This is a genomic window from Streptomyces scabichelini (assembly GCF_011045015.1).
GTDB lineage: Bacteria > Actinomycetota > Actinomycetes > Streptomycetales > Streptomycetaceae > Streptomyces > Streptomyces scabichelini.
This window is the reverse complement of the sequence record NZ_JAAKZY010000060.1, coordinates 1-26971: the sequence shown is the minus strand read 5'-3', so window position 1 is coordinate 26971 and position 26971 is coordinate 1. Positions and strand designations below refer to the sequence as shown.

At 69.8% G+C, this 26971-nt stretch carries 22 protein-coding genes; 14 read left to right on the top strand and 8 right to left on the bottom strand.

The window, feature by feature from the left end; translation table 11 throughout:
- Positions 1 to 21 precede the first annotated feature (21 nt).
- The 5 genes from G5C60_RS20210 (at position 22) to G5C60_RS20190 (ending at position 6003) form a co-directional block, all read left to right on the top strand.
- Entirely contained in the window at positions 22 to 675 is a 654-nt protein-coding gene (locus G5C60_RS20210) for a TetR/AcrR family transcriptional regulator (protein WP_206439759.1), read from the top strand.
- Positions 676 to 852: 177 nt separating this feature from the next.
- Positions 853 to 1905: a hypothetical protein gene (locus tag G5C60_RS20205; protein ID WP_165261264.1), complete on the top strand. Its 1053-nt coding sequence runs from the start codon at positions 853 to 855 to the stop codon at positions 1903 to 1905.
- Between the two features lie 479 nt (positions 1906 to 2384).
- The gene (locus G5C60_RS20200) at positions 2385 to 3257 is read left to right on the top strand and encodes an LLM class flavin-dependent oxidoreductase (RefSeq protein ID WP_165261262.1); all 873 of its coding nucleotides are present in this window, start codon (positions 2385 to 2387) and stop codon (positions 3255 to 3257) included.
- A gap of 298 nt (positions 3258 to 3555) precedes the next feature.
- Entirely contained in the window at positions 3556 to 5190 is a 1635-nt protein-coding gene (locus G5C60_RS20195; protein WP_165261260.1) for a right-handed parallel beta-helix repeat-containing protein, read from the top strand.
- Positions 5191 to 5235: 45 nt separating this feature from the next.
- Complete coding sequence (locus G5C60_RS20190) at positions 5236 to 6003, top strand: class I SAM-dependent methyltransferase (protein ID WP_165261258.1); 768 nt, start codon at positions 5236 to 5238, stop codon at positions 6001 to 6003.
- Between the two features lie 11 nt (positions 6004 to 6014).
- Here G5C60_RS20190 and G5C60_RS20185 read toward each other — a convergent pair whose 3' ends face one another.
- Positions 6015 to 6362, bottom strand: coding sequence for an ArsR/SmtB family transcription factor (locus G5C60_RS20185; RefSeq protein ID WP_165261256.1), 348 nt, complete (start codon positions 6360 to 6362; stop codon positions 6015 to 6017).
- Positions 6363 to 6476: 114 nt separating this feature from the next.
- Positions 6477 to 7646, bottom strand: coding sequence for a winged helix DNA-binding domain-containing protein (locus tag G5C60_RS20180; protein ID WP_165261254.1), 1170 nt, complete (start codon positions 7644 to 7646; stop codon positions 6477 to 6479).
- A 77-nt stretch (positions 7647 to 7723) separates the two neighbouring features.
- On the opposite strand from G5C60_RS20180, the gene G5C60_RS20175 reads away from it, so the two are divergent.
- Positions 7724 to 8116 carry a winged helix-turn-helix transcriptional regulator gene (locus G5C60_RS20175; protein WP_165261252.1) on the top strand — a complete coding sequence of 131 codons (393 nt, stop codon included), beginning with the start codon at positions 7724 to 7726 and terminating at the stop codon, positions 8114 to 8116.
- A 215-nt stretch (positions 8117 to 8331) separates the two neighbouring features.
- Here G5C60_RS20175 and G5C60_RS20170 read toward each other — a convergent pair whose 3' ends face one another.
- Entirely contained in the window at positions 8332 to 8667 is a 336-nt protein-coding gene (locus G5C60_RS20170; protein ID WP_165261250.1) for a DUF192 domain-containing protein, read from the bottom strand.
- Between the two features lie 555 nt (positions 8668 to 9222).
- On the opposite strand from G5C60_RS20170, the gene G5C60_RS20165 reads away from it, so the two are divergent.
- The 7 genes from G5C60_RS20165 (at position 9223) to G5C60_RS20135 (ending at position 18085) form a co-directional block, all read left to right on the top strand.
- Positions 9223 to 9996: an isoprenyl transferase gene (locus G5C60_RS20165; protein WP_165261248.1), complete on the top strand. Its 774-nt coding sequence runs from the start codon at positions 9223 to 9225 to the stop codon at positions 9994 to 9996.
- A 456-nt stretch (positions 9997 to 10452) separates the two neighbouring features.
- Entirely contained in the window at positions 10453 to 11778 is a 1326-nt protein-coding gene (locus G5C60_RS20160) for a PhoH family protein (RefSeq protein WP_165261246.1), read from the top strand.
- 416 nt (positions 11779 to 12194) lie between these two features.
- A complete protein-coding gene (locus G5C60_RS20155) occupies positions 12195 to 12899 on the top strand; it encodes an aggregation-promoting factor C-terminal-like domain-containing protein (RefSeq protein WP_478503349.1) in 705 nt (234 codons plus the stop codon).
- A 125-nt stretch (positions 12900 to 13024) separates the two neighbouring features.
- The gene (locus tag G5C60_RS20150) at positions 13025 to 14383 is read left to right on the top strand and encodes an AI-2E family transporter (RefSeq protein ID WP_165261242.1); all 1359 of its coding nucleotides are present in this window, start codon (positions 13025 to 13027) and stop codon (positions 14381 to 14383) included.
- Positions 14384 to 14514: 131 nt separating this feature from the next.
- Positions 14515 to 15039 carry a PadR family transcriptional regulator gene (locus G5C60_RS20145; RefSeq protein WP_165261240.1) on the top strand — a complete coding sequence of 175 codons (525 nt, stop codon included), beginning with the start codon at positions 14515 to 14517 and terminating at the stop codon, positions 15037 to 15039.
- The gene (locus G5C60_RS20140; RefSeq protein WP_165261238.1) at positions 15036 to 15725 is read left to right on the top strand and encodes an ATP-binding cassette domain-containing protein; all 690 of its coding nucleotides are present in this window, start codon (positions 15036 to 15038) and stop codon (positions 15723 to 15725) included. Before G5C60_RS20145 ends, G5C60_RS20140 begins: the two co-directional genes overlap by 4 nt.
- On the top strand, positions 15722 to 18085 hold the full coding sequence (locus G5C60_RS20135) for an ABC transporter permease (protein ID WP_165261236.1): 2364 nt from the start codon (positions 15722 to 15724) through the stop codon (positions 18083 to 18085). Before G5C60_RS20140 ends, G5C60_RS20135 begins: the two co-directional genes overlap by 4 nt.
- 68 nt (positions 18086 to 18153) lie before the next feature.
- Here G5C60_RS20135 and G5C60_RS20130 read toward each other — a convergent pair whose 3' ends face one another.
- Positions 18154 to 18402, bottom strand: coding sequence for a hypothetical protein (locus G5C60_RS20130; RefSeq protein ID WP_165261234.1), 249 nt, complete (start codon positions 18400 to 18402; stop codon positions 18154 to 18156).
- Positions 18399 to 19334, bottom strand: coding sequence for an SPFH domain-containing protein (locus tag G5C60_RS20125; protein ID WP_165261232.1), 936 nt, complete (start codon positions 19332 to 19334; stop codon positions 18399 to 18401). The genes G5C60_RS20130 and G5C60_RS20125 overlap by 4 nt, the downstream gene beginning before the upstream one ends.
- Before the next feature lie 317 nt (positions 19335 to 19651).
- On the opposite strand from G5C60_RS20125, the gene G5C60_RS20120 reads away from it, so the two are divergent.
- Positions 19652 to 22021 carry a transglycosylase domain-containing protein gene (locus G5C60_RS20120; protein WP_165261230.1) on the top strand — a complete coding sequence of 790 codons (2370 nt, stop codon included), beginning with the start codon at positions 19652 to 19654 and terminating at the stop codon, positions 22019 to 22021.
- A 130-nt stretch (positions 22022 to 22151) separates the two neighbouring features.
- Here the strand turns inward: G5C60_RS20120 and G5C60_RS20115 are convergent, their stop codons facing one another.
- From G5C60_RS20115 to G5C60_RS20105, 3 genes are all read right to left on the bottom strand, one after another.
- Complete coding sequence (locus G5C60_RS20115) at positions 22152 to 24281, bottom strand: ATP-binding SpoIIE family protein phosphatase (protein WP_206439758.1); 2130 nt, start codon at positions 24279 to 24281, stop codon at positions 22152 to 22154.
- A 370-nt stretch (positions 24282 to 24651) separates the two neighbouring features.
- Complete coding sequence (gene fomD / locus G5C60_RS20110) at positions 24652 to 25344, bottom strand: cytidylyl-2-hydroxypropylphosphonate hydrolase (RefSeq protein ID WP_165261226.1); 693 nt, start codon at positions 25342 to 25344, stop codon at positions 24652 to 24654.
- A gap of 73 nt (positions 25345 to 25417) precedes the next feature.
- Positions 25418 to 26830, bottom strand: a complete 1413-nt coding sequence (locus tag G5C60_RS20105) for an aspartate ammonia-lyase (RefSeq protein ID WP_165261224.1) — start codon at positions 26828 to 26830, stop codon at positions 25418 to 25420.
- Positions 26831 to 26971 lie beyond the last annotated feature (141 nt).

The window sequence follows — 26971 nt, the reverse complement described above, 5'->3', positions numbered from 1 at the left end:
GTTTGGCTAAAGTGAGAGGCCATGACCGACCGTTTGCCTCACCTCGTGCGCTCCGACGCCCGCGACAACCGGGCCCGCATCCTGGACGCCGCCCGCGCGGTGTTCGGCGAGGAGGGCCTGAACGCGCCCATGCGCGAGGTCGCCCGGCAGTCAGGCGTCGGCCCGGCCACCCTGTACCGGCACTTCCCGACCAAGCAGGAACTGATCGTGGAGACCTACGCCGAGCAGTGGCGAGCCTGCCAGGCCGCCGTCCGCGATGCCCTCGCGGACTCGGACCCGTGGCACGGACTCCGGAGCCTGATCGAGCGGATCTGCGAACTCCACGCGCACAGCCGGGGGTTCGCCGACGCCTTCATGGCGGCCTTCCCCGAGGCCATGGATTTCGACGCCGACCGGGAGCGGACCACGAGCGCGGTTGCCGAACTGGCCCGACGCGCCCAGGAGACCGGTCAGCTGCGCCCCGGCTTCGTCGTCGACGACCTGACCCTCATGCTCATGGCCCACCGGGGAGTCCAGGATCTGCCGCGGCCCGCCCGGCTCACGGCTTCCCGCCGCTTCGCCGCCTACATGATCGAGGCGTTCCGTGCCACGCCGGAGACGGGAGCGCCCGCGCCGCTGCCACCGGCTCCACGCCTGCGGCTCGCACACTCGCCCACCACGCCTCGCCCCCATTGACCTTCTGTAAAGCCCGTCGTAAGGGCCGATCTTCCCGCGTAAGACGACACCTCACGCCTCCTCGGTGACAGAGCAAGCACACGGCGGAAACGACCTGCGGCCTCCTCCGCAGCCACATCCATCGTCAAGAAGAGTCGTCCCGTCACGCAGCCACCGACCACAGGAGAAGACACGTCCATGGCCGAGAACAAGGAACTCGTCGTCACCGACATCCCCAGCGCCAAACTCAAAGCCGTCGCCGACCGGGTCGCGCTGCAATTCCAGCTCGCCGCGGACAAGGTCGCCGCGCACCACGGCGACCCAGCCAAGTATCCGCTGCCGTCTGCAGCCACGACCACCGAGCAATTACTCGCCCGTCGCTTCAAGGAACTGCCCGAAGGGCAGCGGAAAGAGGCGGTCGACAAGATCACGGTGGAGCTGAAGGGCAGCACGTCCCGCACGAAGCGGTTCGGCGACCTCGCCAGGGTCGACCTGAAGTCGTCGGCCGGCGTCGAAGCGCAGATAAGCAGGTTGCCGTTCCCGGAGACGCTGAAGTTCCCGGAGACCGAGCTGCAGCGGATGGTCCACTCGCTGGTGGGTGACGTGAGCGGGTCGGTGGCGCAGGCGACCGGCACCGAGCTGCGCAACCTGGAGCTGCGGATCCACAAGATCAAGTGCGTGAAGGAGACTGGGGGCGAGATCGGCCAGGACGACATCGACCTGAGCGGCACGGCCGTTGACGAGGACGGCGGCACCCACCCGGTCCCGAAGTTCCGGGTGCGCCAATTCGACTCCGGAGAGGTGCACACTTACTCGCCGCCGAAGCAGTTCACCACGTTCAGCCTCACCGAGAACAGCAAGGTGACATTCCCGAAGGTGTACACCGTCATCCTGGTGCTCTCGGACGCCGACAAGGGCGGTATCTCCGAATTCCTCAGCAACCTGCTCGACAAGGTGAGGGAAGAGGTTGCCAAGGCGGTCACCAAAGCCATCACCGGGAAGCTCGACGATCCCAGCGCGGCCGTCATCATGGCCATCGGGCTCGCCGTGAGCTACGTGCTCGGCGAGATCGTCGACCTCCTCAAGCGCGTGTGGAGCGACGAGATCTTGAAGCCGGTCGCGGTCCAAACCGTCATCTCTTCGCCGAACAGCCGCTGGGCGGGCCAGCCCAACAGCCCGGAGAAGACGATCGACTTCACGGGGAAGGGAGCTCACTACCAGCTCACGTACGACTGGGAGATGTACAACTGACCGCCGCCCCCTGGGACCGGCAGCGCATCCCAGCCGATCCCAGGGCAGAGGGCGAGGCAGGGCGAGGCCGGGGTCGGTGCGGACTTCGTCGCCGAGCGGCGCGCAGAACGACCGCCGCTTGGCGACGTGCCGCGTGAACAGGACGACGCGCGACATCACCCGACGCGCGTTCCCCGAGCCAGAGGCCGTGCAGAACGATGCGTCGGCCCCGATCGAGGCAACCCGCACCCAGCGCCACCGCGCAGCCAAGCCACCCATCCTCACGCTTCTGGGGTTGGTCTTCACCGTTCCGCAGTTGTCCCGGTCGCCCTGTTCCCATCGTTCTCATCTCCGTCTCCCTTGCAGGGCACGAGAGTTGATCATGCGGGCGCGCGTGAGGCCAACAAGGGGGAGTAGGGGCGGCAATGGGGCGATTGCGCCACTCAGGTACAACTGAAAAAGGAGTTGTATGTCCTGAACCCCCGGGTTAGGAAGGTCCCATGACTGCTCTCGGCGCCGTGTTCCGCCCCCAGTTGCCGCCCGAAAAACTGCGAGACATGGCCCGCGCCGCCGATGCCGCGGGGCTCGAAGAGCTGTGGTTGTGGGAGGACTGTTTTCTGGAGGGCGGGATCTCCACCGTGTCCGCCGCGCTCGCCTGGACCGAGCGGTTGCGGGTGGGGATCGGGCTGCTGCCCGTGCCCCTGCGGAACGTCGCCGTCACCGCGATGGAGATCGCCACGCTCGACCGCCTGTATCCAGGGCGCTTCATGCCGACCGTCGGGCACGGGGTGCAGAGCTGGATGGGGCAGGTCGGCGCCCGGGCCGAGTCGCCCGTCACGCTGCTGCGCGAGTACCTCGACGCGCTGCGGGCCCTGCTGCGCGGCGAACGCGTCACCACCGACGGCCGGTACGTGAAGCTGGACGACGTCGCCCTCGACTGGCCCCCGCCCGCAGCCCCCGAAGTCCTCGCCGGCGTCACCGGCCCCCGTTCGCTGCGCCTGGCCGGCGAGGCCGCCGACGGTACGCTCCTCACCGCCGGCACCCCGCCGGAGGGCATACGGAAGGCTCGCCAACTCATCGACGAGGGGCGGCAGTCGGTCAGCCGTACCGACCCCCACAAGCTGGTCGTCTACCTCCACACCGCCACCGGCCCGGACGCCGCCGCCCGCCTCCGGGCCGTGCTGGAGACAGAAGGCCGGGCATCGGTCCCGGACTCCGGAGTCGCCGGCAACGCGGAGACGGTCGCCAAGGCCGTAGAACGCCTGGCCGACGCCGGAGCCGACACGGTGATCCTCCAGCCCACAGCCGACGAACCGGACCCCGAAGGCTTCATCCGCTTCGCGGCCGAGGAGGTACGCCCTCTCGTTCCCTAGGGCATCCCAAGGCTGAGCGCTCCGCTGGAGGAACGGTTGTGAACCCGCGGGCCGGTGGGGGCTGGTCGCGCAGTTCCCCGCGCCCCTACGGGGCGCGGTGCCGCACCGGGCTTGACCAAGGCCGCTCAGAGCGTCCCAAGGCACCCGCAAGGACATTCCAAGGCACCCGCAGCATCCGTGACCGGCCGCATGATTGGGCGATGCGGACAGCCGGTACTCGGAGTTGAGGAGCCGTCGCCCCACCGGGTGGCTGCCCGCCGCACCACTCGTGTGCGTCCCCTCCGAGAGGAGCGCCCACATGCCCATGCCGTTGACGGTCGACGCCCGCGAACACGGTCTGGTCGGTGACGGAACCACCAACGACCAGCCGGCGTTCGCGAAGCTCGTGGACGCGGTGGGCGCGGCCTGCGCCGCCGACGGCCGACCACGGACCATTCACATCCCCGCCGGCCGCTATGTGATGCGGGATCAGCCGACACTCTGGCGCAGCGGCGTGTCCCTGATCGGCGCCGGACGGGGCGCCACCTGCTTCGTACTGTGCAATCCCGGCAATCCGACGACACCGGTGCCGCTCGCCTGGTTCACCGCCGCACAGCACGGAGCCGGCCCGGACAACCATCTGGCGGACATCACCTTCGCGCATTTCGAAGTCGACGGCTCGGGCGTACGGACGGAGCGGTACGACCCGCTGGCCAAGGGAATCGGCCTGCAGTACGTGCTGCGGGGCCGCTTCAGCGACCTGTACGTGCACGACGCCGCGGCGACCGGTTTCGGCTGTGACTTCCTCCAGGACACGGTCGTCGAGGGCGTCCTGGCCGTACGGTGCGGACGGCTGGACCCCGGCGAGGAGATCGGCGGCGAGGAGATGGGAGGCGCGGGCATCGGAATCGGCATCGGCGGCTGGGGCGGCGTCGAACGGCTGACGGTGACCGCCTGCACCGCGATCGGCAACGGAACCAACGGCATCTTCGTGGAGCTGCAACGGGAGAACTGGCCGCCGCCCCGCGGCATCCGCATCACCGCCTGCCACGCCGAGGACAACCGGTACGGCATCTCCGACTGGGGCGCCGACGGACTCCTGGTCACCTCCTCGACGATGCTCGGCAACCACGAGGCCGGGTTCGACGTGTCCTCGCAGGGCACCTCGGGCGTCGGCGGACGAGGCGGCATCGTCACCGGCTGCGTCATCGACGGCAACGTCCGCGACGGCCTCGGGATCGGCAACACCCCAGGCCCGTACGCCTTCCGCGGCAACCGCATCAGCAACAACGGACGATACGGCTACTGGGAGCACAACCTGACGGGCGGCGATCAGGAGCCGGCCACGGACATCGTGCTGGAGTCCAACGACATCCGGGACAACGCGCTCGACGGCGTACGCATCGACGCCGCCCTCCGGGAAACGGCGATCGCGGGCAACCGGATCCGCAACAACGGCCGCCGCGCCGCACCGGCGACATCGGGCGGCGGCGAAGGAGTGCACTTCACCAGCCTCTCCATGACCGACGAAAACGCCGACTGGCCCCCGGACGGACACCGCGGCAAGCAGCTGACGGTGGGCACACAGAGCGCCGTGGTCACGTTCAACACCGCGACCGAACTCGCCCTGGCTCCCGCGCACCCCGGCGCGGCCACGGCCTGGAGCGACGGCACCCCCGCAGCGGGCTCCGCCTACCGACTGCCGGATTCCCCCGCCGTACGAGCCGGACTCACCACCGCGGCCGCTGTCACGGGCCCCCATGTGCACAGCAACCGCGTCTGGGACGACCAGCGACGCAAGACCCAGACACACGGCATCTGGATCACCCACGACGGCACCTGGACGGGCGGCCGGATCTCCGACAACGACCTCACCGGCAACGCATCGACGGCCACCCGCTTCGACACCCCACCCACCGACTGCCGGGGGCACGGACACGACAACGACGCCTAACAAAATCAGTCGCGAGCCGGAAAGCCAGGGTGCCACCATCACGCCATGAGCCGCGCACGCACGACCTTCGAAGAACTCGTCGCGGAAGCCGAAGCGGCCCCCACCGAAGGCTGGGACTTCTCCTGGTTCGAGGGGCGGGCCACCGAGGCGCGGCCCTCGTGGGGATACGCGTGGGCGATGGGGGAGCGGCTGGCGAAGGCCGAGGCCGCGCTCGACATCCAGACCGGCGGCGGCGAGGTCCTCAACTCGGCCGACACGCTCCCGCCTCTGACCGTCGCCACCGAAGGCTGGCCCCCGAACGTCGCCAAGGCCACCGCCCTCCTCCACCCGCGCGGCGCGGTCGTCGTCGCGTCCCCGGAGGACGCCCCGCTCCCGTTCGCCGACGAGACGTTCGACCTGGTCGTGAGCAGGCACCCGGTACGGGCGTACTGGACCGAGATCGCCCGCGTCCTCAGACCCGGCGGCACGTACTTCGCCCAGCACGTGGGGCCCAGCAGCGCGTACGAGGTCGTCGAGTACTTCCTCGGCCCGCAGCCGGACGCCCAGCACAACGCCCGCCACCCCGACCGCGAGCGCGCCGAGGCCGAGGCGGCCGGGCTCGAGATCGTCGAACTGCGGGCGGAACGGCTGCGGATGGAGTTCTACGACATCGGGGCGGTCGTGCACTTCCTGCGGAAGGTGGTGTGGATGGTCCCCGGCTTCACCGTCGACCGGTACCGGGACCGCCTGCGCACCCTGCACGAACGGATCGAGGCGGAGGGCCCGTTCGTGGCCCACAGCACCCGCCACCTCATCGAGGCCCGCAGGCCGTGAGCCACGCGGCCTCAGGTCTCGTCCCGCAGCCCCAGCCGCAAGTGCTCCACATGGTGCAGCGCCTGCTCAAGGAGTTCCGCGACATGGGCGTCGTACAGCGCGTACACGATCGACCGCCCGCGCCGCTCACCTGTCACGAGCCCGAGGTTCCGCAGCAACCGGAGCTGATGCGAGCAGGCCGACTGCTCGAGCCCGGCCGCCTCCGCGAGCTCGCCGACCGCGCACGGCCCCTCCTGGAGGCGGGCCAGGATCCGCAGCCGCGAGGGCGTGGCCAGGGCCTGGAGCGTGGCGGCGACGTCCACGGCGCCGACGGCGTCCAGACGTTCGCGGGTGCTCTTCGCATCGACTCCATGGCCCATGACGTCATCGTATCGACGCGACCGGACAAGCAGCCGAAACCACTGGAACGGCCGAAACAGCGGAAACAACTGAAACAGCTGAAACGGCCGCAGCGGACTACAGCCGGACGCAGATCATGCGTGCGCGCCGACTGTCACCTTCCCCACCACCAACTCCGGCGCGGCCTCAAGGATTTCACCCACCCGCTCGACCTGCTCCCTGAGCTCCCGCTCCCGCGCCCCGCTCAGCCGCCCCAAGCGCCCCATCGGATCCAGCGGCTCCACCGTCACCGTCGTGCGCTTCCCCTGCCGCCGCTGGTGCCAGACCCCGGCGACCACACCGTCGACGAGCAGCACGGGATAGTTCCCGGCCTGGCCGCCCGCCAGGGCCCGCTGGTACGCGGCCCCGGGGAACATCCGCTCACGCGGCTGCGCGGCGATGGCGTACGCGTCGAAGTACGGCAGCAGCCGCACCCCGCGTACGCCCTCCGAGGGGAAGCCGGTGTCACCCGCCACGACCCAGGCGGGCACCCCCTCGAAGTCGACCTCCTCGATCCCGCTGCGGGCGGCCAGGGAGGCGAAGAGATCGGCAGCCCAACTCTTCGGCCCATCAACCCACTTGGCGAAATGCTGAGGGGTTGCCGGGCCGTAGGCGTACAGATAATGGCGTACGAGCGTGGCGAGGGCCTCCTCCGCGGGCAGTGCCTCGAAGCGCGGCGGGCGGGTGTACGTGGCTTTGCGGCCGCGGTTGGGGGCGAAGCACAGGGCGCCGGACTGGCCCGCCCGGTGCATCACCTGTCGCCAGCGCGGCCACTTGCCCTGGAACGCCTCCATCACCAGGTCACCGGCCCAGGGCCCGGTGCGGGCGACGACCTCCTCGTTCAGCTCGTCGATGGTCAGCTGCTTCCCGTCCAGGGCGTCACCGATCGCGGCGACCACCTCGTCCTCCTGCCCGGGCGTCATCCGCACGTCCGGCGGGAACGGGCTCGGGCCGACCGGGATCGCGGTCAACGCGGCGCTCCAGAAGGGGAGTTCGGCGGACGCGAGGAGATGGACCGTGCCACGCGGGCCGTACGTCTTCACCACACTCCGGTCCTCCCACAGGGCCGCGCGTACGTCCTGCCGAGTCGCGCCGTCGAGCCGGAGGCCCACCGAGAGCTCGGCCGCCGACAGGACCTGCGCGTGCGCGGCGAGCAGCGCGCCGACGACCTCGGCGACCGGTGTGCCGGACGGCGAGGGCGTACGCAGCAGTTGTCGCTCATAGCGCCGCGCGCTTGCCTCGTCCCATGTGATCCTCGATGTCATGGCGGCGACGTTAGAACCGAACTAGGTCAGTTCCTGTCCGCTACCTGCTGTTGTTGGCACTGTTGGGAGAGATGGACATGTCGAAGGGCAAGGGTCCTTACAGCTGCGGTCTCGACGCCGCCGTGGATGTGGTGGGCGGCAAGTGGAAGCCGATGATCCTGTGGGCGCTGCACGCGGGCGGGACGCTGCGTTTCGGGGAGCTGCGCCGGCATGTCTCGGGGGTCAGCGAGAAGGTGCTGATCCAGCAGGTGCGTGAGCTGGAGGCGGACGGTGTCGTGCACCGCGAGGTGTACCGGGAGGTGCCGCCCCGGGTCGAGTACTCGCTGACCGAGCTGGGCGAGGCGCTCAACACGGCGCTGCTGCCACTGGGCGAATGGGGCGATCGCCACATGAGGGAAATCATCACCCGTAAACACCCGGAACATCCGGCCGCGAGTGCAGAGCCGTCGACGGTCGGGCAGGCGGGCTGAGATGGGAGGGGGCGGGTAGATCGGCCGGCGGGTTTTCCGCATCGTTATCCGGAACAGCTCGACTCGCCTCTCCGCCTCGCATAGGTTCAGTCCAAGGTAATTCGCGTAAGCAAAGCTGCGCGGGCGGTGCCGCGCAGTGGAGGGGGCTGCGCGGTGCCCGGCCACCGGGTGCAAGGCCGGGTGGGAAGTCCGCTCGGAAGGTCCGTCGGGTCCGCTCAGAAGTCCCGTACAGTCACCCGCACCCCGGGCCGCAGGCTCCACCGCTCCATCACCCCGGCCTCCGCCTCTAATACGTGCCGGGCTCGGAACCTGGGCAGCCCGACCCGCCCCGGACGCATCGTCCGCACCGCCAGGACCCGAAACGTCCGGTCCAGGTAGGCCACGTCGACCGCGAACCGCATCCCCACCGTGTGCACGGCGCTCGCCGGAGTCAGCAGCATCGCACCCTCGATCCCGTCCCGCCCGAGCAGTCCGCGGCGCCGGGCCCGGCGCGACTCGGCGAGCTCCAGCGGGATGGGCTCCGGCGTCTCCGGTGTCGTGAAGGTGGCCATGGCTGCGAAGTTAGCGACGGCGTCAAGCGGGCGTTCGCGGTCGGTCACCCATGCGGAGTACCCCGGGAACATGTCACCGAAGGCCCCACAAGGGGTCAGGAACCCCTGAATTCGCCCTCATCCCGCTCGTTCTCCTTGGATTCTGTTGCAATCCGGCCATGATCAGCACCTGAATTAACGTCTCCGCATCCACCTCGGCGTTGCCGGGCGATTTCGGAGAGTAGTTGTGGCACGCCGATGCACACAGCAGCACTTACGAAGGGTTATGGTGGAAACCCCCCCTCGGGCCGGTCCGTCTCCCCCCCACGGACCGGCCCGTTTTCTATGCACTCCTCGAAGCGCTCCTCGAAGCACTCTTCAAAGCACTCCTCGAACTCCTCCCTGCTGCCGCCGACGGCACCCCCGAACAGCCGAGGTTTCCTCAGCCCCAGCCCGTCGCATCGCGGTCGGCCGGGAACGCACAGGCCTTGCACCCCAAGGGAATGCGGGGCTCCCACAGCGGTAGGGTGTCGCCCTCGGGGGACCGCCATCTGCACGGAGGGGCTGACTAATAACGTGAACCTGCGCGACAACCTGCGCCGCTTGCTGCTCAGGGTCTACGCACGCAGGGTGGAAGTCCACCTCGACCACGACCAGGTGCCCAAGCACATCGGGGTCATCATGGACGGCAACCGGCGCTGGGCGAAGGCGGCCGGCAGCACCACCGCACAGGGCCACCGTGCCGGGGCGGACAAGATCGAGGAGTTCCTCGGCTGGTGCTCGGAGACCGACGTCGAGGTCGTCACCCTCTGGCTGCTGTCGACGGACAACTTCGACCGCCCGCAGGAAGAACTGGTCCCGCTGTTCGGCATCATCGAGAACGTCGTACGCACCCTCGCCGCCGACGGCCGCTGGCGCGTACACCACGTCGGCACGCCGGACATCCTCCCCTCGCATGTGCAGACCGCGCTCAAGCAGGCCCAGCAGTCCACCGCGCACGTCGACGGCATAGTCGTGAACGTCGCCATCGGCTACGGCGGCCGCCAGGAGATCGCCGACGCCGTCCGCTCGATGCTCCTCGACCATGCCGACAAGGGCACCTCCATGGAGCAGCTCGCCGAGAGCGTCGACGTCGACATGATCGGCAAGCACCTCTACACCAGCGACCAGCCCGACCCCGACCTCGTCATCCGGACCAGTGGCGAACAACGCCTTTCCGGATTCATGCTCTGGCAGACCGCGCACTCCGAGTACTACTTCTGCGAGGTCTTCTGGCCGGCCTTCCGCAAGGTCGACTTCCTGCGCGCCCTGCGCGACTACGCGGCGCGACACCGCCGCTACGGAGGCTGAGCCCCCCTTTTTTGGGGCTCGGTTCGCCTCCGGGGCGCTGCAGCCGGTGTCGAGAGCACGACCGTGCTCGACCCTCCTTCGTCGGGCACTCCGCGCGGTCGCACTCTCGACACCGACGCGCCCCTTCGGCTCACTCGCCGGGCGAGCCCTCGCTCATCAGTGACGTAGCCAGTGATGTATGTCATCTGGAGTTAACGCGTTCGCCGTCATATGCCGTGGCATGGCCGCGCCTCATCCAGGGCATAAGCCCTCCAGGTCGACACCCGAACCACGGGTGTCGTATCTCAGCGGACGGCACGGGGCCGTCCGCCCGGGAGGCCCTTTGCACCAGCCCGACCGTGCGGTCACAGCGCGGACGAAGCGGAGGGCCGGTTCTCGGCCCGTGCATCGCGGCCGACGACCGGCCCAGATCCTCTCCGTCGCTCCCCGACCTCATCCGAGGGGGTACGTCCTTCCGTGGTGACCAGCACAAAGCGCCACAAGCCAGACCGGCGCACTTACGTTCTCGACACCAGCGTTCTGCTGGCCGACCCGCACGCCATGAACCGCTTCGACGAGCACGAGGTTGTGCTTCCCGTCGTCGTGGTGACGGAACTGGAGGCCAAGCGGCACCATCCCGAACTCGGTTACTTCGCCCGGCAGGCCCTGCGCCTGCTCGACGACTACCGGGTGAAGTACGGGCGACTCGACGCCCCCATCCCCATCGGGGATCTGGGCGGGACCGTACGTGTCGAGCTCAATCACTCGGACCCCAGCGTGCTGCCCACCGGCTACCGCCTGGGGGACAACGACTCCCGCATCCTCGCGGTCGCCCGCAATCTGCAGGCCGAGGGGTTCGATGTCACGGTCGTGTCGAAGGACCTGCCGCTGCGCATCAAGGCGTCGTCCGTGGGCCTCCTCGCCGAGGAGTACCGTGCGGAGCTCGCCATCACGGGCTCCTCCGGCTGGACCGGAATGTCCGAGCTGACCCTCTCCGGCGAGCAGGTGGACCTTCTCTTCGAGCAGGAGAGCCTGTACGTCCCCGAGGCGTCCGAACTCCCGGTGCACACGGGTCTGATGATCCAGTCCGAGCGCGGCAAGGCCCTGGGGCGCATGACGCCCGAGGGCAACATCCGTGTCGTACGCGGCGATCGGGAGGTCTTCGGCATCAAGGGGCGCAGCGCGGAGCAGCGCATCGCGCTGGATCTGCTGCTCGACCCGGAGGTCGGGATCGTGTCCATGGGCGGCCGGGCCGGCACCGGAAAGTCCGCGCTGGCGCTGTGCGCTGGCCTGGAGGCCGTGCTCGAACGCCGACAGCACGAGAAGGTGATGGTCTTCCGGCCGCTGTACGCGGTGGGCGGGCAGGAGCTCGGCTATCTGCCCGGCTCCGAGTCCGAGAAGATGAGCCCCTGGGCGCAGGCGGTCTTCGACACCCTGTCGGCGGTCACCTCGCGCGAGGTCATCGAAGAGGTCACCGCGCGCGGCATGCTGGAGGTCCTGCCGCTCACGCACATCCGCGGCCGCTCCCTCCACGACGCCTTTGTGATCGTGGACGAGGCCCAATCCCTGGAGCGGAACGTCCTGTTGACCGTTCTGTCCCGAATCGGCTCGAATTCACGGGTCGTTCTGACCCATGACGTGGCGCAGCGGGACAATCTCAGGGTCGGCCGGTACGACGGAGTCGTCGCCGTCGTGGAGAAACTGAAGGGCCATCCGCTGTTCGCGCATGTGACCCTCACGCGGTCCGAGAGGTCCCGGATTGCCGCCCTTGTGACGGAAATGCTGGAGGACGGACACATCTGACCGAACTGCACAACTTCACGGCGGTTACGCGCTAGTTGGCGCCGTCCAGCAAAGGCAGTGAGCCTAGTTGGGCGGCGCCTCGGCATGTGCGGTTTTCCGAAAATCTACGGGACCAAACAAGGTGTGAGCTTTCACACGCAACACAGAATTGCCTACCGCCATCGGGGTACGGCAGAGTCTCACTCCTGTCAGGCCCCGCATACGACACACCTGTACCCCCAGCGGTACGGCACAACAGCAGGACCCAGAACTCCATACAGTCGTCGTATGCCGCCCGCGCACCACGCGGCGCTCCCGCCAAGGGGGTTGCCCACCGGGCCCGTGCCTCCCGTGACCCCGCAGTTGGGAGGCCAGAGTCAGGGGCACGATTGCGTCCGCCAGGGTCACCGCGGCGGGCGATGCTGGAAGGAAACCGTGTGAGCCGGATTTCGGTCCGGGGATTCGCAGTGGCCTCGGCCACCGCGGTCACCACTGTCGGCTGTGTCGTCGGTGTTGCCTCGGGTACCACCGCACAGACCTCGTCGGATGACGCCGAGGCGCTCGCGGGCGACTCGACGCTCCTCGCGGACATACCCGCGGGCCAGCAGGCCCAGGTGCAGACCGCATCCCTGACGCAGCAGGCAGACTCTCAGGCCATCGCGGCGGACGCGACCGCCAAGAAGGACGCCGAGGCAGCCGCGCGCAAGAAGGCCGCCGACGACGCCGTCGCCAAGCAGAAGGCCGCCGAGAAGGCAGCGCAGCTGGCGAAGGAGCGCAAGGAGGCCCAGCAGGAGGCCGCCAGCCGGTCCGCGACGCGTGACCCGTCCAGCTTCGCGCCCCAGGCGTCGTACACGGTCGCGGAAGTCCAGGAGATGGCGCGGCAGATCGTCCCGTCGGGCCAGTTCCAGTGCTTCAGCAACATCGTGGACCACGAGTCCAGCTGGAACTACCGGGCGGACAACCCCACCTCCGACGCCTACGGCCTCGTGCAGGCGCTGCCGGGCTCCAAGATGTCCTCGGCCGGCGCCGACTGGCAGACCAATCCGGCCACCCAGATCAAGTGGGGCCTCAGCTACATGGAGGACCGCTACGGCGGCCCGTGCGGGGCCTGGGAATTCTGGCAGGCCAACAACTGGTACTGAGCCGTCCGCCGCTCAACCTTGCGCAGCCCCTCACCGTCCTTCGGTGAGGGGCTTCGGCCATGTACGGTCGGACCCGACAACTCCAGGGGGGAGTGGTGAGCGGGCTCGGGGGAAAAGGACGGATCATGTCGCGAGTGCCAGGGTGGCTCGGCCGGGTCGGCGGCGGACTCACCCGCATGGGAGAGCGGTTGGAAGAGCGGCGCCGCGCCGAGGCGGAGAAGGAGGCCCAGGAGGACTCCGAGACGGCCCCTCCCGAGCACGTGCCGTCCCCGCCCTCGTACGCCCCTGGTGTCGCCCCTCGCCCCGATCCCGCCGCCGTCGTGCCGTGGGGGATGCGCGTGGCCGCCGAGGCCGGCTGGCGGCTTCTCGTCCTCGCGGGCACTCTCTGGGTGCTGATGCGGGTCATCAGCGCCGTACAGCTCGTCGTCTTCGCCTTCGCGGCCGCACTCCTCATCACCGCGCTGCTCCAGCCCACGGTGGCCCGCCTGCGGCGGTACGGGATGCCGCGCGGGCTCGCCACCGCGCTCACCGCGATCCTCGGCTTCGTGGTCATCGGCCTGATGGGGTGGTTCGTGACCTGGCAGGTCATGGAGAACCTCGACAACCTCTCCGACCAGATCCAGGACGGCATCGACGAGCTGCGCCGCTGGCTGCTCAACAGCCCGTTCCATGTCACCGAGGACCAGATCAACGACATCGCGAAGAACCTGCGTGAGGCGGTCAGCGCGAACACCGAGGAGATCACCTCGGCGGGTCTGGAGGGCGTGACGGTCATCGTGGAGGCGCTGACCGGCATCCTCCTGACGATGTTCTCGACGCTGTTCCTTCTCTACGACGGCAAGCGCATCTGGCAGTGGACGCTCAAGCTCGTCCCGGCCGCCGCCCGTCCCGGGGTCGCGGGCGCGGGCCCGCGCGCGTGGCGCACACTGACCGCCTACGTCCGCGGGACGGTGATGGTGGCATTGATCGACGCCATCTTCATCGGCCTCGGCATCTTCTTCCTCGACGTCCCGATGGCCGTCCCGCTCGCCGTCTTCATCTTCCTGTTCTCGTTCATCCCGCTCGTGGGCGCGGTCGTGTCCGGGGCGCTGGCGGTGGTGGTCGCGCTGGTGACGCAGGGCGTCTTCACGGCGGTCATGACCCTGGTGGTCGTACTGGCCGTCCAGCAGATCGAGGGTCACATCCTCCAGCCCTTCATCCTCGGGCGCGCGGTCCGCGTCCATCCGCTCGCGGTGGTCCTGTCGGTCGCGGCGGGCGGCATGGTCGCGGGGATCGGCGGCGCGGTGGTCGCGGTGCCGTTGGTCGCCGTGACGAACACGGTGGTCGGCTATCTGCGCACGTACTCCCGTGAGGCTTCTCCACAACAGTCGCCGGCACCGCATGGGGCCACGGCGACGGATGCGGCGGCGCAGCCGGCTCCGGCTCCGTCTCCGGCTCCTGCTCCGGTGGAGGGCCCGCCTTCGGACACGTCGCGGCCGGAGTAGCCGACGGAGGCCCCGGTTCCGTGTAGCGGAACCGTGACAATCGGCCCTGACCTGCCCTCCCGTACGCCCTGCTGCGGTCTATGCACGACGCGTATACACGTGGTGTATACGCCGTGTGTAGAGTGCTCCGCATGTCCATCGGTCACACCCTTCTAGGGCTCCTGGAGTCGGGGCCGCGCCACGGTTACGACCTGAAGCGGGCCTTCGACGAGAAGTTCGGTCACGACCGGCCGCTGCACTACGGCCAGGTCTACTCGACGATGTCCCGGCTGCTGAAGAACGGCCTCGTGGAGGTCGACGGCATAGAGCCGGGCGGCGGCCCCGAGCGGAAGCGGTACGCGATCACGGAGGCGGGCGTCGTCGACGTCCAGCGATGGCTCGGGACGCCGGAGAAGCCGGAGCCGTACCTCCAGTCGACCCTGTACACCAAGGTCGTCCTCGCGCTGCTCACCCACCGGAACGCGTCCGAGATCCTCGACACGCAGCGCTCCGAGCATCTGCGCATGATGCGGATCCTCACCGACCGCAAGCGCAAGGGCGACCTCGCCGACCAGCTCATCTGCGACCACGCACTCTTCCACCTCGAGGCCGACCTGCGCTGGCTGGAGCTCACCGCGGCGCGCCTCGACAAACTCGCTGAGGCGGTGACCCTGTGACTCCTCCCCCCGGTTCCCTGCTTGCCGCCGAGGATCTGCGGAAGGCGTACGGCCCGACCACCGCGCTCGACGGCGCGGAGTTCTCCATCCACCCCGGCGAGATCGTCGCGGTGATGGGTCCCTCCGGGTCGGGCAAGTCGACCCTGCTGCACTGCCTCGCCGGAATCGTGACGCCCGACTCGGGCTCGATCACGTACAACGGCCGGGAGATGGCGACGATGAACGACGCCCAGCGCAGCGCGCTCAGGCGCTCGGAGTTCGGCTTCGTCTTCCAGTTCGGCCAGCTCGTCCCCGAGCTGACCTGCGTCGAGAACGTCGCCCTGCCGCTGCGCCTGAACGGAAGCAGCCGTAAGGCGGCCGAGCGCACCGCCCTGTCCTGGATGGAACGCCTGGAGGTCGACGACGTCAAGGCCAAACGGCCCGGCGAGGTCTCCGGCGGTCAGGGGCAGCGCGTCGCCGTCGCCCGCGCGCTGGTCACCAGCCCGCGTGTGCTGTTCGCCGACGAACCCACGGGCGCGCTCGACTCCCTCAACGGCGAGCGCGTGATGGATCTGCTCACGGACGCCGCCCGCTCCGCCAACGCCGCCGTCGTCCTCGTCACGCACGAGCCCCGCGTCGCCGCGTACTCGGACCGCGAGATCGTCGTACGGGACGGGAAGTCCCGGGACATGGAGCGCGTCGTATGAGGTTGCGTCAGTGGTCGCGGGACCTCGGCATGGGCTTCAAGTTCGCGTTCACCGGCGGGCCTGAGGGCTGGGGGCGCGTCCTGCTCACCGCCGTCGGCGTCGGCCTGGGGGTGGCGCTGCTGCTGCTCACCACGGCGATCCCGAACGCGATGCAGGCCCGCAGCGACCGCGAGTACGCCCGCATGGACATCACGTACACCGGCGACGCAGGCATTCCCCGGGCCGACAACACCCTGCTCGTCGCCAAGGTCCACACGGAGTACCGCGGAAAGGACGTCCGCGGGCGGCAGTTGGAGCCCGAGGGGGACCGGGCGCCGTTGCCACCAGGGCTGGGGAAGTTCCCGGCACCGGGCGAGATGGTGGTCTCGCCGGCGCTGGAGGAGCTGCTGAAGTCCCAGGACGGCAAGCTGCTGCGCGAACGGCTGCCGTACCGCGTCACCGGCACCATCGGTGAGAGCGGACTGATCGGCTCGGCCGAACTCGCCTTCTACACGGGCGCCGACGGGCTCGCCCCGAAGGCCGACGGCACCACGGTCGCGCGCATCGACACCTTCCAGCCCGAGCGGGCGCCGTCGGAGCGGATGGACCCCGTCCTCCTCCTGCTGGTCCTCGTGGTCTTCGTGGTGCTGCTGATGCCGGTCGGCGTCTTCATCGCCGCGGCCGTCCGCTTCGGCGGGGAACGGCGCGACCGCAGGCTCGCCGCGCTGCGCCTGGTCGGCTCCGACAGCCGGATGACCCGGCGGATCGCCGCGGGAGAGGCCCTTGCGGGAGCGATGCTCGGGCTGGTCTTCGGCACGGGTCTCTTCCTGATCGGCCGTCAGATCGCGGGCTCGGTCGAGCTCTTCGACATCAGCGTCTTCCCGAGCTACCTCGACCCGACGCCCACCCTCGCCCTGCTGGTCGCGATCGCCGTCCCGGCGGCCGCGGTGGCGGTGACGCTGCTCGCGCTGCGCGGCGTCGTCATCGAGCCGCTCGGCGTGGTGCGCACGGCCCGGCCCGCGCGGCGCCGGCTGTGGTGGCGGCTGCTGCTCCCGGTGGGCGGACTCGGCCTGCTCTACCCGATGATCGGGCAGGGTCGCGGCAACGGCGACTTCAACCAGTACATGGTGACCGCCGGTGTCATCCTGATCCTCGTCGGCATCACCGCGCTGCTGCCCTGGATCGTGGAGGCGGTCGTCGCGCGGCTCGGCTCCGGTTCGGTCGCCTGGCAACTGGCCGTACGCCGACTGCAGTTGAGCAGCGGTACGGCGGCTCGCATGGTCAACGGCATCGCGGTGGCGGTGGCCGGTGCGATCGCCCTGCAGATGCTGTTCGCCGGGGTCTCCAGCGACTACACGAAGGAGACGGGCAAGGACCTCTCGCGCGCCCAGATGTCGGTTCGCGTGCCGGGCGACGTCCCGCTCGCCGAGGCCGACCGGCAGTTGAAACAGACCAAGGGCGTACGGCACACGTTCGCGCTGTCCGACAGTTCGGTGGGCGACCGGAGGAAGGACCCGGAAAACGCCGCGAACCTGACCGTCGGCGACTGCGCGGCGCTGCGCGAGGTGGCCAAGCTGCCCTCGTGCCGCGACGGTGACGTCTTCGCCCTGCCGAGGCCTGTGTACGACACGGCCGGGCCGCAGCCTCAGGACGACGCGGCCCCGCCGGAGTTGGGCAAGCCCGGCCGGAAGCTCTACATCGACCCGTCCTACACCGGTTCCCCCAGGAGCGAGGAGGTCGTCTGGACGGTGCCCCAGGGCATCAAGAAGGCCACCGAGGGCAAGGACCCGGCAGGTGGGGCGCGCGAGGGCCTCCTGGCCACCCCGGGCGCCCTGCCCGCGAAGGCCGCGCCGGCCCTCACCGGCGGGGTCTACGTCGGGCTCGACTCGTCGGTGCCGGACGCCCGCGAGTACGTACGGAACACGGCGGCGCGGCTCGACCCGCTCACGGACTCCATAACCTGGAGCGCGAGCGAGCAGTCCCGGCGCTACACGTCCATCCGTACGGGCCTGTTCGTCGGCGCCGCGTGCGTCCTGTTCCTGATCGGCGCGAGCCTGCTCGTCTCCCAGCTGGAGCAGCTGCGCGAGCGCAAGAAGCTCCTCTCCGCCCTGGTCGCCTTCGGCACCCGGCGCAGCACGCTGAGCCTGTCGGTGCTGTGGCAGACCGCGATTCCGATCGCACTCGGCCTGGCCCTCGCCTCGGCGGTCGGCCTGACCCTCGGGGCGGTCCTGCTGAAGATGACGAGCACACCGGTACGAGTCGACTGGTCGAGCGTCCTCGCGATGACGGGCATCGGCGCGGGAGTCGTCCTCGTGGTGACCCTCTTCAGCCTGCCACCGCTGCTGCGGCTGATGCGGCCGGACGGGCTGCGCACGGAGTGACGCGCACGGAGTGACGGACAGGGGGCGGCCCTGGTGCGCATGGCGAGAGCGATGCGCGCCAAGGCCGCCTACTCCTCGGGTTCCTCGGAGGCGGGCGGACGCCCTCTGCGGGCGATCGGGCCCGCCCCGCCGGGCAGGCGGCCCGCCTCCGCGAGAGCTCGCCGCAGCAGGAACTCGATCTGCGCGTTGGTGGAACGGAGTTCGTCGCCGGCCCAGCGCGCCAGCGCCTCGTACACGAGCGGGTCCAGCCGCAGCAGCACCTGCTTGCGCTGCTGCGGCCGTCGCTTGGGGGCGGGGCCCTCGGAGGGTGCCGTCACTGGTAGAGGGACCCGGTGTTGAGGACCGGCTGGGCCGCGCGGTCGCCGCACAGGACCACCATCAGGTTCGACACCATCGCCGCTTTCCGCTCGGAGTCGAGCTCGACGATGTCCTGCTCGGTGATGCGGGCGAGCGCGGCCTCGACCATGCCGACCGCTCCGTCCACGATCTGGCGGCGCGCCGCCACGACCGCTCCCGCCTGCTGCCGCTGGAGCATCGCCGAGGCGATCTCGGGTGCGTACGCGAGGTGCGTGAAGCGGGACTCGATGATCTGCACCCCGGCGGCCTCCACGCGCGCGTGCAGCTCGACGGCGAGCTTCTCGGTGATCTCCTCCGCGTTGCCGCGCAGCGACAGGCCCTCCTCGTCGTGCGCGTCATAGGGGTACTCGATCGCGATGTGCCGCACCGCCGCCTCGGTCTGCGTGGCGACGAACTCCAGGAACTCGTCCACCTCGAAAGTGGCCTGTGCGGTGTCCTCGACCTTCCACACCACGACCGCGGCGAGCTCGATGGGGTTGCCGTAGGCGTCGTTGACCTTGAGGACGGCGGTCTCGTGGTTGCGTACGCGCGTCGAGATCTTCGTACGCGAGGTCAGCGGGTTCACCCAGCGCAGTCCGTCCTCCCGGATCGTGCCCCGGTAGCGGCCGAAGAGCTGGACGACACGGGCCTCACCCGGCGCCACCGTGTTCAGGCCGGACATGGCGATGATGGCCGCGAGGGCGATCAGGATGCCTAGGACGATCAGCGCCGGCTGGGCGCCGCCGGTCGCCACCGCCCCGCCGATGACGACCGACCCGATCCCGACGAGCAGTCCGACCAGGCCGAGCAGCAGCGCGAGTCCGCCGCCGATGCTGTGCGCGGTGAACTCGCGCACGCGCGGCGCGGGCATCTCGGGTACGTCGCTGGTGGCCGTGGAGTCTTCTGTGGACATGGATGGTCCCCCGTTTCGTAGTCCTGCTGGGTCCTGCTGGGTTCAGGCCGGGTTCTGTTGCTTGGCTTGCTGCATAGCTTTGTTCTATCTAAGTGATATCACTTTACCCCCTCACGACAACCTTCCAACCCTCTCGGACGTCGGTTCCTGTGGCGACGAGTGCTGGACGGGTGCTGATTGTCACGTCCGGAAAAGGCCGGATCGACCGTCCTTTGTCGCAACGCGTGGTGTTAGTTTGCTGAGCTGACCTGAACGGCGAACCTGTGTGACGCGTGAGTTGAACGGCCCCTGAAAGCGAAGCGGAGCGGATCGGACCCATGGGAAGAGCGGAAGAGAGACGGGCGCGGCAGGGCGGTGGCCGCCGCCGCGCTGCGCCGAAGCGCTCCGCCGGGGGCAGCGGCATACGCCGGTTCTTCACCTTGAAGAAGGTCCTGGGCACGTTCTTCGGCCTCTGCCTGCTCGGCATGGCCGCCTTCGTCGTGCTCTATCTGGTCATCGACGTTCCCAAGGGCAACGCCGCGGCGAGGCAGCAGAGCAACCTCTACCAGTACAGCGACGGCTCGGTCCTGGCCCGCACGGGTACGGTCAACCGTGAGCTCGTGGACCTCGCCGAAGTCCCCAAGGAGGTCCAGCGGACCTTCGTCGCCGCCGAGAACAAGTCCTTCTACAAGGACGCCGGCGTCGACTTCAAGGGCACGGCCCGCGGTCTGCTCAACACGCTCTCCGGCAAGGGCAAGCAGGGTGGTTCGACGATCACCCAGCAGTACGTCAAGAACTACTACCTCGAGCAGGACCAGACCGTCACGCGCAAGCTCAAGGAACTGGTCATCTCGCTGAAGGTGGACCGCACGACGTCCAAGGACGACATCCTCGCGGGCTACATCAACACCAGCTACTACGGCCGCAACGCCTACGGCATCCAGGCCGCCGCCCAGGCGTACTACCGCGTCGACGCAAGCAAACTGACGGTGGAACAGGGCGCCTATCTCGCGGCGTTGTTGCAGGCCCCGAGCCAGTACGACTGGGCGGTCGCGACGGACGAGGGCAAGGAACTCGTCAAGCAGCGCTGGGAGTACGTACTGAACAACATGGTCGAGGAGAACTGGCTGGACTCCTCCGAGCGCGACGGCATGAAGTTCCCCGTGCCCGAGGACCCCAAGGGCGCGCCGGGTCTGCAGGGGCAGACCGGCTACCTGGTGGAGGCGGCCAACAGGTCGCTGGAGCGTCAACTCGTCGCCCAGGGCACGGCCTCCGGCCTGGACGACGCCAAGGCGATGGTCGACGCGGGCGGCTGGACCGTCACGCTGAACGTCGACAAGAAGAAGCAGAAGCAGCTCGAGAAGGCCGTCAAGACGCAGCTCACCAGCAAGCTGGATGCCAAGAAGCGCAAGGTCGACGCCGATGTGCAGGCCGGAGCCGTCTCCGTCGACCCGAAGACCGGCAGGGTCGTCGCGCTGTACGGCGGCGTGGACTACCTGAAGCACTACACGAACAACGCGACCCGCAGCGACTACCAGCCCGCCTCCACCTTCAAGCCGGTGATCCTGGCCGCAGCCGTGGAGAAGGAGGCCGAGACGCAGGACGGCATTCCGATCACGGCGGACACCATCTACGACGGCACGAGCAAGCGTCCCGTCGTGGATGACGGCAAGAAGGTCGGATTCTCGCCGCCGAACGAGGACGACGACGACTACGGCGACGTCACCGTGCAGACGGCGATGAACAAGTCCATCAACTCCGTCTTCGCGCAGATGGGCGTCGACGTCGGCATGGACCAGGTCATGAAGACCGCGGGCGATCTCGGCATGGATGTCGAGGGCCTGGAGGCCGTGCCCGCGCAGACGCTCGGCTCGATGGGCGCGAGCCCGATGGAGATGGCCGCGGTGTACGCGACTCTCGCCAACCATGGCGAGAAGGTCACCCCCGCCATGCTCAAGTCGGCCGAGCACAAGGACCGTACGGTCGAGATCCCGGAAGCGATCGGCGAACAGGTCATCAGCCGCGAGGCCGCCGACACGGTCACCTCGGTGCTCACCGGCGTGGTCGACGACGGTACGGCCCAGACCTCCGTACGGGACAACCCGGCCCGCGACGGTCAGCAGGTGGCGGGCAAGACGGGTACCTCCGACTGCAACAGGTCGGCCTGGTTCACCGGTTACACCCCGGACCTCGTCACCTCGGTGGGCCTGTTCGGTCAAGCGGCCAAGGCGGGCACCACGCGGTGTGAGGGCGACAAGCCGGTGAAGGTCGTCAAGGACGCCCAGGTCTCGTTGCAGGGTGCCACCGGCCTTCTGCCGGGCAAGGGCCGTGTCGCCGGCGGCAGTTACCCCGCCCGGATCTGGTCCGCGTACACCTTCAACGCGATGGGCGACGTGAGCAAGTTCGAGCTGGACACCGACCAGGGCGCGGGCGTCCGGCCGACGGCTCCGCCGACACCGACCGTGGTGCCGGAAGAGCCGGAGGAGCAGCCCTCGGAGGATCCGGCGCCGGAGGAGCCCGTCGAGGAGCCGACGCCGGATGAATCCAGCGAGGAGCCGCCGCCGCCGGAGGAGTCCGCGGAGGAGCCGACACCGCCGGAGGAGTCCACGGAGGAGTCGACTACGCCGATCGAGCCCCCGGAGGACGGGAACGGGGGCGGAGACGGGGACGGGAACGGCGACGCGGACACCGGCCCCGTAACTCCCTAGCTCCCCAGCGATTTCCCCGCAGCGATTTCCCCGCGCTGAACGGCGAGGGCGCCCGGTGTGACCGGGCGCCCTCGAAAAGTTTCCTCCCGCGGTGTCCTACCGCGGTGTCCTCCGTCGTGGAGGCCCGGGGTCAGCTCCGGTTCAGCTCGAACCAGACCACCTTGCCCGTACTCAGCCGAGTGGCACCCCACCGCCTGGCCAGCCGGTTCACCAGGTACAGACCGCGGCCGCCCTCGTCCGTCGCACGCGCCTGGCGCAGCCGCGGCAACTGCGGTACGTCGTCGCCGACCTCGCAGCGCAGTACGTCCGTCCGCAGCAGGCGCAGCGTGACGGGCCGCGACGCATAACGCACCGCGTTGGTCACGACCTCGCTGACGAGCAGCTCCACGGAGTCGCTCATCTCCTCCAGGCCCCAGCGGGACAGCGCACGCCGCGCCAGGCGCCGGGCCCGGCCCGGTGCCGTCTCCTCGGGGTCCAGGTGCCAGAACGCGACGTCGCTGGGCGCGATGCCGTCGAAGCGGGCGGCGAGCAGCGCGATGTCGTCGTCCCGGTCGCCCGGGCCGAGCATGTCGAGCACCTCGTCACACAGCGCCTCAAGGGGCGGCGCATGGTCCGCACCGGTCAACTGGGCGGTGGCGGCGAGCTTTTCGCGCAGCTGCTCTATGCCGGTCCACACGTCCCGCAGCCGGGACTCGACCAGACCGTCGGTGTAGAGCAGCAGGGTGGCCCCGGCGGGCGCCTCAAGCTCGACCGCCTCGAAGTCCACACCTCCTACGCCGATGGGGGCGCCCGGCGGCACCCGCAGCACCTCGGCCCGGCCGCCCAGATGCAGCAGGACCGGCGGGGGATGGCCGGCGTTGGCGATGGTGATCCGGTGCGCGACCGGGTCGTAGACGGCGTACAGGCAGGTCGCCATGCGGTCGGTGCCCAGGCGCTGGGCCTGCTCGTCCAGGTGGTGCAGCACCTCCTGCGGCGGCAGATCGAGCCCGGCGAGGGTCTGCGCGGTCGTCCGCAGCTGGCCCATGATGGCCGCCGACGTCATGGAGTGACCCATCACATCGCCCACGACGAGGGCGACCCGGCTGCCGGGCAGCGGAATCGCGTCGTACCAGTCGCCGCCGACCCGGGCCGTCTCGGCCGCCGGAAGGTAGCGCGAGGCCAGCCGCACACCCGTCGGGCGCGGCAGCGTCTCGGGCAGCATCGTGCGCTGCAACTCGTCGGCGATGTACGCCTCGCGGCCGTACAGCACCGCCTTGTCGATGCCGAGCGCGCTGTGCGTGGCGAGCTGGGCCGCGACGAGGAGATCGTCGGCCTCGAAGGCCGGCCGGTCGGGGCGGCGCAGGAACAGCGCCGCGCCGATCACACGTCTGCGGCCGCGCAGTGGGGCGAGGATCGCGCGCTGGCCGCCCGGCACCGTCAACTCCTCGCCGATCAGCTCGGGCAGCGCGGCGCGTGCGGCGGGCGCGTCCGCGAAGACGGGCCGTACGCCGCGCAGCACCTCGGCGAGCGCGCCGCCGGGCCGCACCGTGCACAGTTCGGAGGTGGCCCCGAGGTCGGGCTCGGGCTGGAGCGCGGGCAGCAGGAAACCCTCGGTGTCCCGGTCCTCCGGGATCCGGTCCGTACGCCGCAGCCGCAGCACGACGGGCCCGGTGGGCCGTTCGTCGCCGACCGGCAGCGGATCGCGCAGATAGACCAGGATCGCGTCCGAGAACGTCGGCACGGTGGCCCGGCACAGGCCCATCACGATCTCGTCGAGGTCGATGCCGCGGGCGATCCGCCGGGTCGCGGCCCCCACGAAGCGCAGCCGGTCGCCGTCGCGCCGCATGGGCATGGGGGCGCCCGGAGCCGGGCCCTGACCCTTGCGGCGGTCCTGGCCCGCCGGAACCGCGGCCGCCTCGCCGGCCGACTGCGCCGGAATGGCCTCCGGAACCGGACGCGGCCGGTGCGGATCGGGTTCAGCGGCCGACGGCTGGGAGTGCTCGGGGCCCGAGGGCGCGGGCGTACCTGCCGGGCCGTGACGGTCGGAAGGGGTGGGCGTGCCGTGGCTGCCCGCGGGCGTATCGGTGGCGGCACTGCGGGCCTCGGCCGGGGCGGGAGAACCCAGGGGGCTCTGCGCCGGTAACGCGGCGGAGGCCTGCACCGGCGACTCCGGGGTACGCAGGAGCGCCCCGCGGGGGTCCGCGGGGGTGGTGGGCCTGGCAGCCGTTGGCTGGTGGCCCTCGTGGGAGTTGGAGTGCTCCGTCACGCCTGTCGAATCCATCCGTCCGGGGCTGCGCGCCGTGCGTGCGGTTCGTCCCGCAGGAATGCCGATACCCGGAATACGTGCCCCAGGAACGGAATTCCCGCGTCGTCAGACAGCCTCTCAGGGCCGGGCCCGGCCGACGACGCCGACAAGGACAGCCCGTCCGGCCGTTTCCCAGCCGTACGACAGTACCCCTCGTACCCCTCGCTCACGTCCTGCCGCCCCTCGGTGACGTATGGTCAAGCCCAGCGCATGCCACGGGAGTTGCTGCAGCTGCGCACCCGCCCGCCACCCGACCACCACCCCTCAACGACGACGCTGCGCGCCGACTGCGATCTCGTTGCGGAGGACGATCCTACGGTTGTACCACGGGGGCGCAACAAGGGTCTCATGTGGACACGTGGGCGGGCGTACGGTCCCAGTCGTCCGGCAGCGACGGCACGGACCAGGCAGGATCAGGGCGCCAGTGCTGCCAGCCGTCCGAGAACGGCGGGCCCCAGGCGCGGATCACCTCCACCGCGGACCGCCCCGCTTCCCTTACTTCTTCGGCCAGTTGGACATCCATCAGACCGTCCCGCTGAGCCTGCGCGAACTCGTCCTCGTCGCGCCAGCCCCAGGTCCGGTCCGGATACACGCAAATGTCCAGGAAGTGGTCCTCGGAGTCGACCCCACCGGCCCATCTGACCAGCGGTTCCTCCAAGTTGACGTACCAGTTCTTGAACTGCCAGCCCGGCTCCCAGAACAGCCACACCGACCACGGCTCGCCGGGCCGCGCCAGCTTCAGCACGCCCGTGCCGAACCAGCGGTCGCGCTGTACGGTCCGCGGCTTGGTGTAGCGGGACTCCAGCGGCTCCTCGTGGACGGGTGTGCCGTCGGCGAGCACCGGCTTCACGCACTCCGTGCCGGGCGCCATCCACACGGCGAGCAGTTCGGCGTCGTCCCGTACGACGGTCACGGGACGGCAGATGTGGACGCCCGCGCCGCCGTTCTCCCGGTACCGCCACAGGATCTGACTCCCGGGGGTCCAGAACGCCGCCGCTCCGCCCGTCCGCACGTCTGCCACCGCTCCGCCCTCTGTCATGGCCAGATATTAGGTGCCCAGGACATACGACGCTGCGGCGCGCGTCACGGTTCGCCCGCCGCGCGTCAGGACGTTACGGGCGTGTCATCCCCAGGACATCCAGCGCCTCGTCCAGTTGCTCAAGGGTGAGGTCGCCCCGGTCGACGTACCCGGACTCCAGAACGACCTGGCGGATCGTCTTGCGCTCGGCGAGGGACTTTTTGGCCACCTTCGCGGCCTCCTCGTACCCGATGTACTTGTTGAGCGGCGTCACCACGGACGGCGACGACTCGGCGTACTCACGGGCCCGCTCGCGGTTCGCGCTGATCCCGTCGACGGTCCGGTCGGCGAGCAGCCGGGAGACGTTCGCGAGGAGGCGTACGGACTCCAGGACGTTCTTCGCGATGACCGGAAGCATCACGTTCAGCTCGAAGTTGCCGGCCGCGCCCGCCGCCGCGACGGTGGCGTCGTTCCCGGTCACCTGCGCGGCGACCATCAGCACCGCCTCGGGAATGACCGGATTCACCTTGCCCGGCATGATCGACGAGCCGGGCTGGAGGTCGGGGAGAGTGATCTCGGCGAGGCCGGTACGCGGCCCGGAGGCCATCCACCGCAGATCGTTCGCGATCTTGGTCAGCCCGACCGCGATGGTCCGCAGCTGCCCGCTCGTCTCGACGATCCCGTCCCGCGCGCCCTGCGCCTCGAAGTGGTTGCGCGCCTCGGTGAGCGGCAGCCCGGTCGTCCGCGCGACCTCGGCGATCACGGCGGCGGAGAACCCGGGCGGTGTGTTGATACCGGTGCCGACGGCCGTTCCGCCAAGCGGCAGTTCGGCGAGCCGCGGCAGCGAGGCGCTGAGCCGCTCGATCCCGTACCGCACCTGGGCCGCGTACCCGCCGAACTCCTGGCCCAGCGTCACGGGTGTCGCGTCCATCAGATGCGTACGCCCGGACTTCACGACGTCCGCGAACTCCTCGGCCTTCCGCTCCAGGGACGCGGCGAGGTGCTCCAGGGCGGGGACGAGATCGCGGGTGACGGCGGCGGTCGCCGCGATGTGGATGGAGGAGGGGAAGACGTCGTTCGACGACTGTGACGCGTTCACATGGTCATTGGGGTGTACGTCCCTGCCGAGCCGCTCCGTCGCGAGCGTGGCGATGACCTCGTTCGTGTTCATGTTGGAGGAGGTGCCGGAACCTGTCTGGAAGACGTCCACCGGAAAATGCGCGTCCCAGCGCCCCTCGGCGACTTCGCCGGCCGCGTCCTGGACGGCGTCCGCGACATCCTTGTCGAGCACCCCCAGTTCGGCGTTCACCTTGGCGGCCGCCGCCTTGATCCGGGCGAGGGCCTCGATGTGCGCCCGCTCCAGGTGCTGCCCGGAGATGGGGAAGTTCTCCACGGCCCGCTGGGTCTGCGCCCGCCATTTCGCGTCCGCCGGAACCCGCACCTCGCCCATGGAGTCGTGCTCGATCCGGTACGTCTCCTGCTGTTCATCCCGCTGTTCATCGGCCACAGCCGGTCACCTCCGCCAGCGTCAGCGTTGATCGTCCCGAGGCTATTCCTGCCCGGGCTGCTCCTGCCCAGGCTGTTCCTGCGGGCCGCCTTGTTCCGGCAGGATCTGCGGACTCTGGGGGCTCTGGGGGCTCTGGGGGAT

Bases quoted from the DNA above. Each gene is read 5' to 3' on its own strand.
- G5C60_RS20210 (WP_206439759.1), top strand. From the start codon at position 22: ATGACCGACCGTTTGCCTCACCTCGTGCGCTCCGACGCCCGCGACAAC.
- G5C60_RS20205 (WP_165261264.1), top strand. From the start codon at position 853: ATGGCCGAGAACAAGGAACTCGTCGTCACCGACATCCCCAGCGCCAAA.
- G5C60_RS20200 (WP_165261262.1), top strand. From the start codon at position 2,385: ATGACTGCTCTCGGCGCCGTGTTCCGCCCCCAGTTGCCGCCCGAAAAA.
- G5C60_RS20195 (WP_165261260.1), top strand. From the start codon at position 3,556: ATGCCCATGCCGTTGACGGTCGACGCCCGCGAACACGGTCTGGTCGGT.
- G5C60_RS20190 (WP_165261258.1), top strand. From the start codon at position 5,236: ATGAGCCGCGCACGCACGACCTTCGAAGAACTCGTCGCGGAAGCCGAA.
- G5C60_RS20185 (WP_165261256.1), bottom strand. From the start codon at position 6,362: ATGGGCCATGGAGTCGATGCGAAGAGCACCCGCGAACGTCTGGACGCC.
- G5C60_RS20180 (WP_165261254.1), bottom strand. From the start codon at position 7,646: ATGACATCGAGGATCACATGGGACGAGGCAAGCGCGCGGCGCTATGAG.
- G5C60_RS20175 (WP_165261252.1), top strand. From the start codon at position 7,724: ATGTCGAAGGGCAAGGGTCCTTACAGCTGCGGTCTCGACGCCGCCGTG.
- G5C60_RS20170 (WP_165261250.1), bottom strand. From the start codon at position 8,667: ATGGCCACCTTCACGACACCGGAGACGCCGGAGCCCATCCCGCTGGAG.
- G5C60_RS20150 (WP_165261242.1), top strand. From the start codon at position 13,025: ATGTCGCGAGTGCCAGGGTGGCTCGGCCGGGTCGGCGGCGGACTCACC.
- G5C60_RS20145 (WP_165261240.1), top strand. From the start codon at position 14,515: ATGTCCATCGGTCACACCCTTCTAGGGCTCCTGGAGTCGGGGCCGCGC.
- G5C60_RS20135 (WP_165261236.1), top strand. From the start codon at position 15,722: ATGAGGTTGCGTCAGTGGTCGCGGGACCTCGGCATGGGCTTCAAGTTC.
- G5C60_RS20125 (WP_165261232.1), bottom strand. From the start codon at position 19,334: ATGTCCACAGAAGACTCCACGGCCACCAGCGACGTACCCGAGATGCCC.
- G5C60_RS20120 (WP_165261230.1), top strand. From the start codon at position 19,652: ATGGGAAGAGCGGAAGAGAGACGGGCGCGGCAGGGCGGTGGCCGCCGC.
- G5C60_RS20115 (WP_206439758.1), bottom strand. From the start codon at position 24,281: ATGGATTCGACAGGCGTGACGGAGCACTCCAACTCCCACGAGGGCCAC.
- fomD (WP_165261226.1), bottom strand. From the start codon at position 25,344: ATGACAGAGGGCGGAGCGGTGGCAGACGTGCGGACGGGCGGAGCGGCG.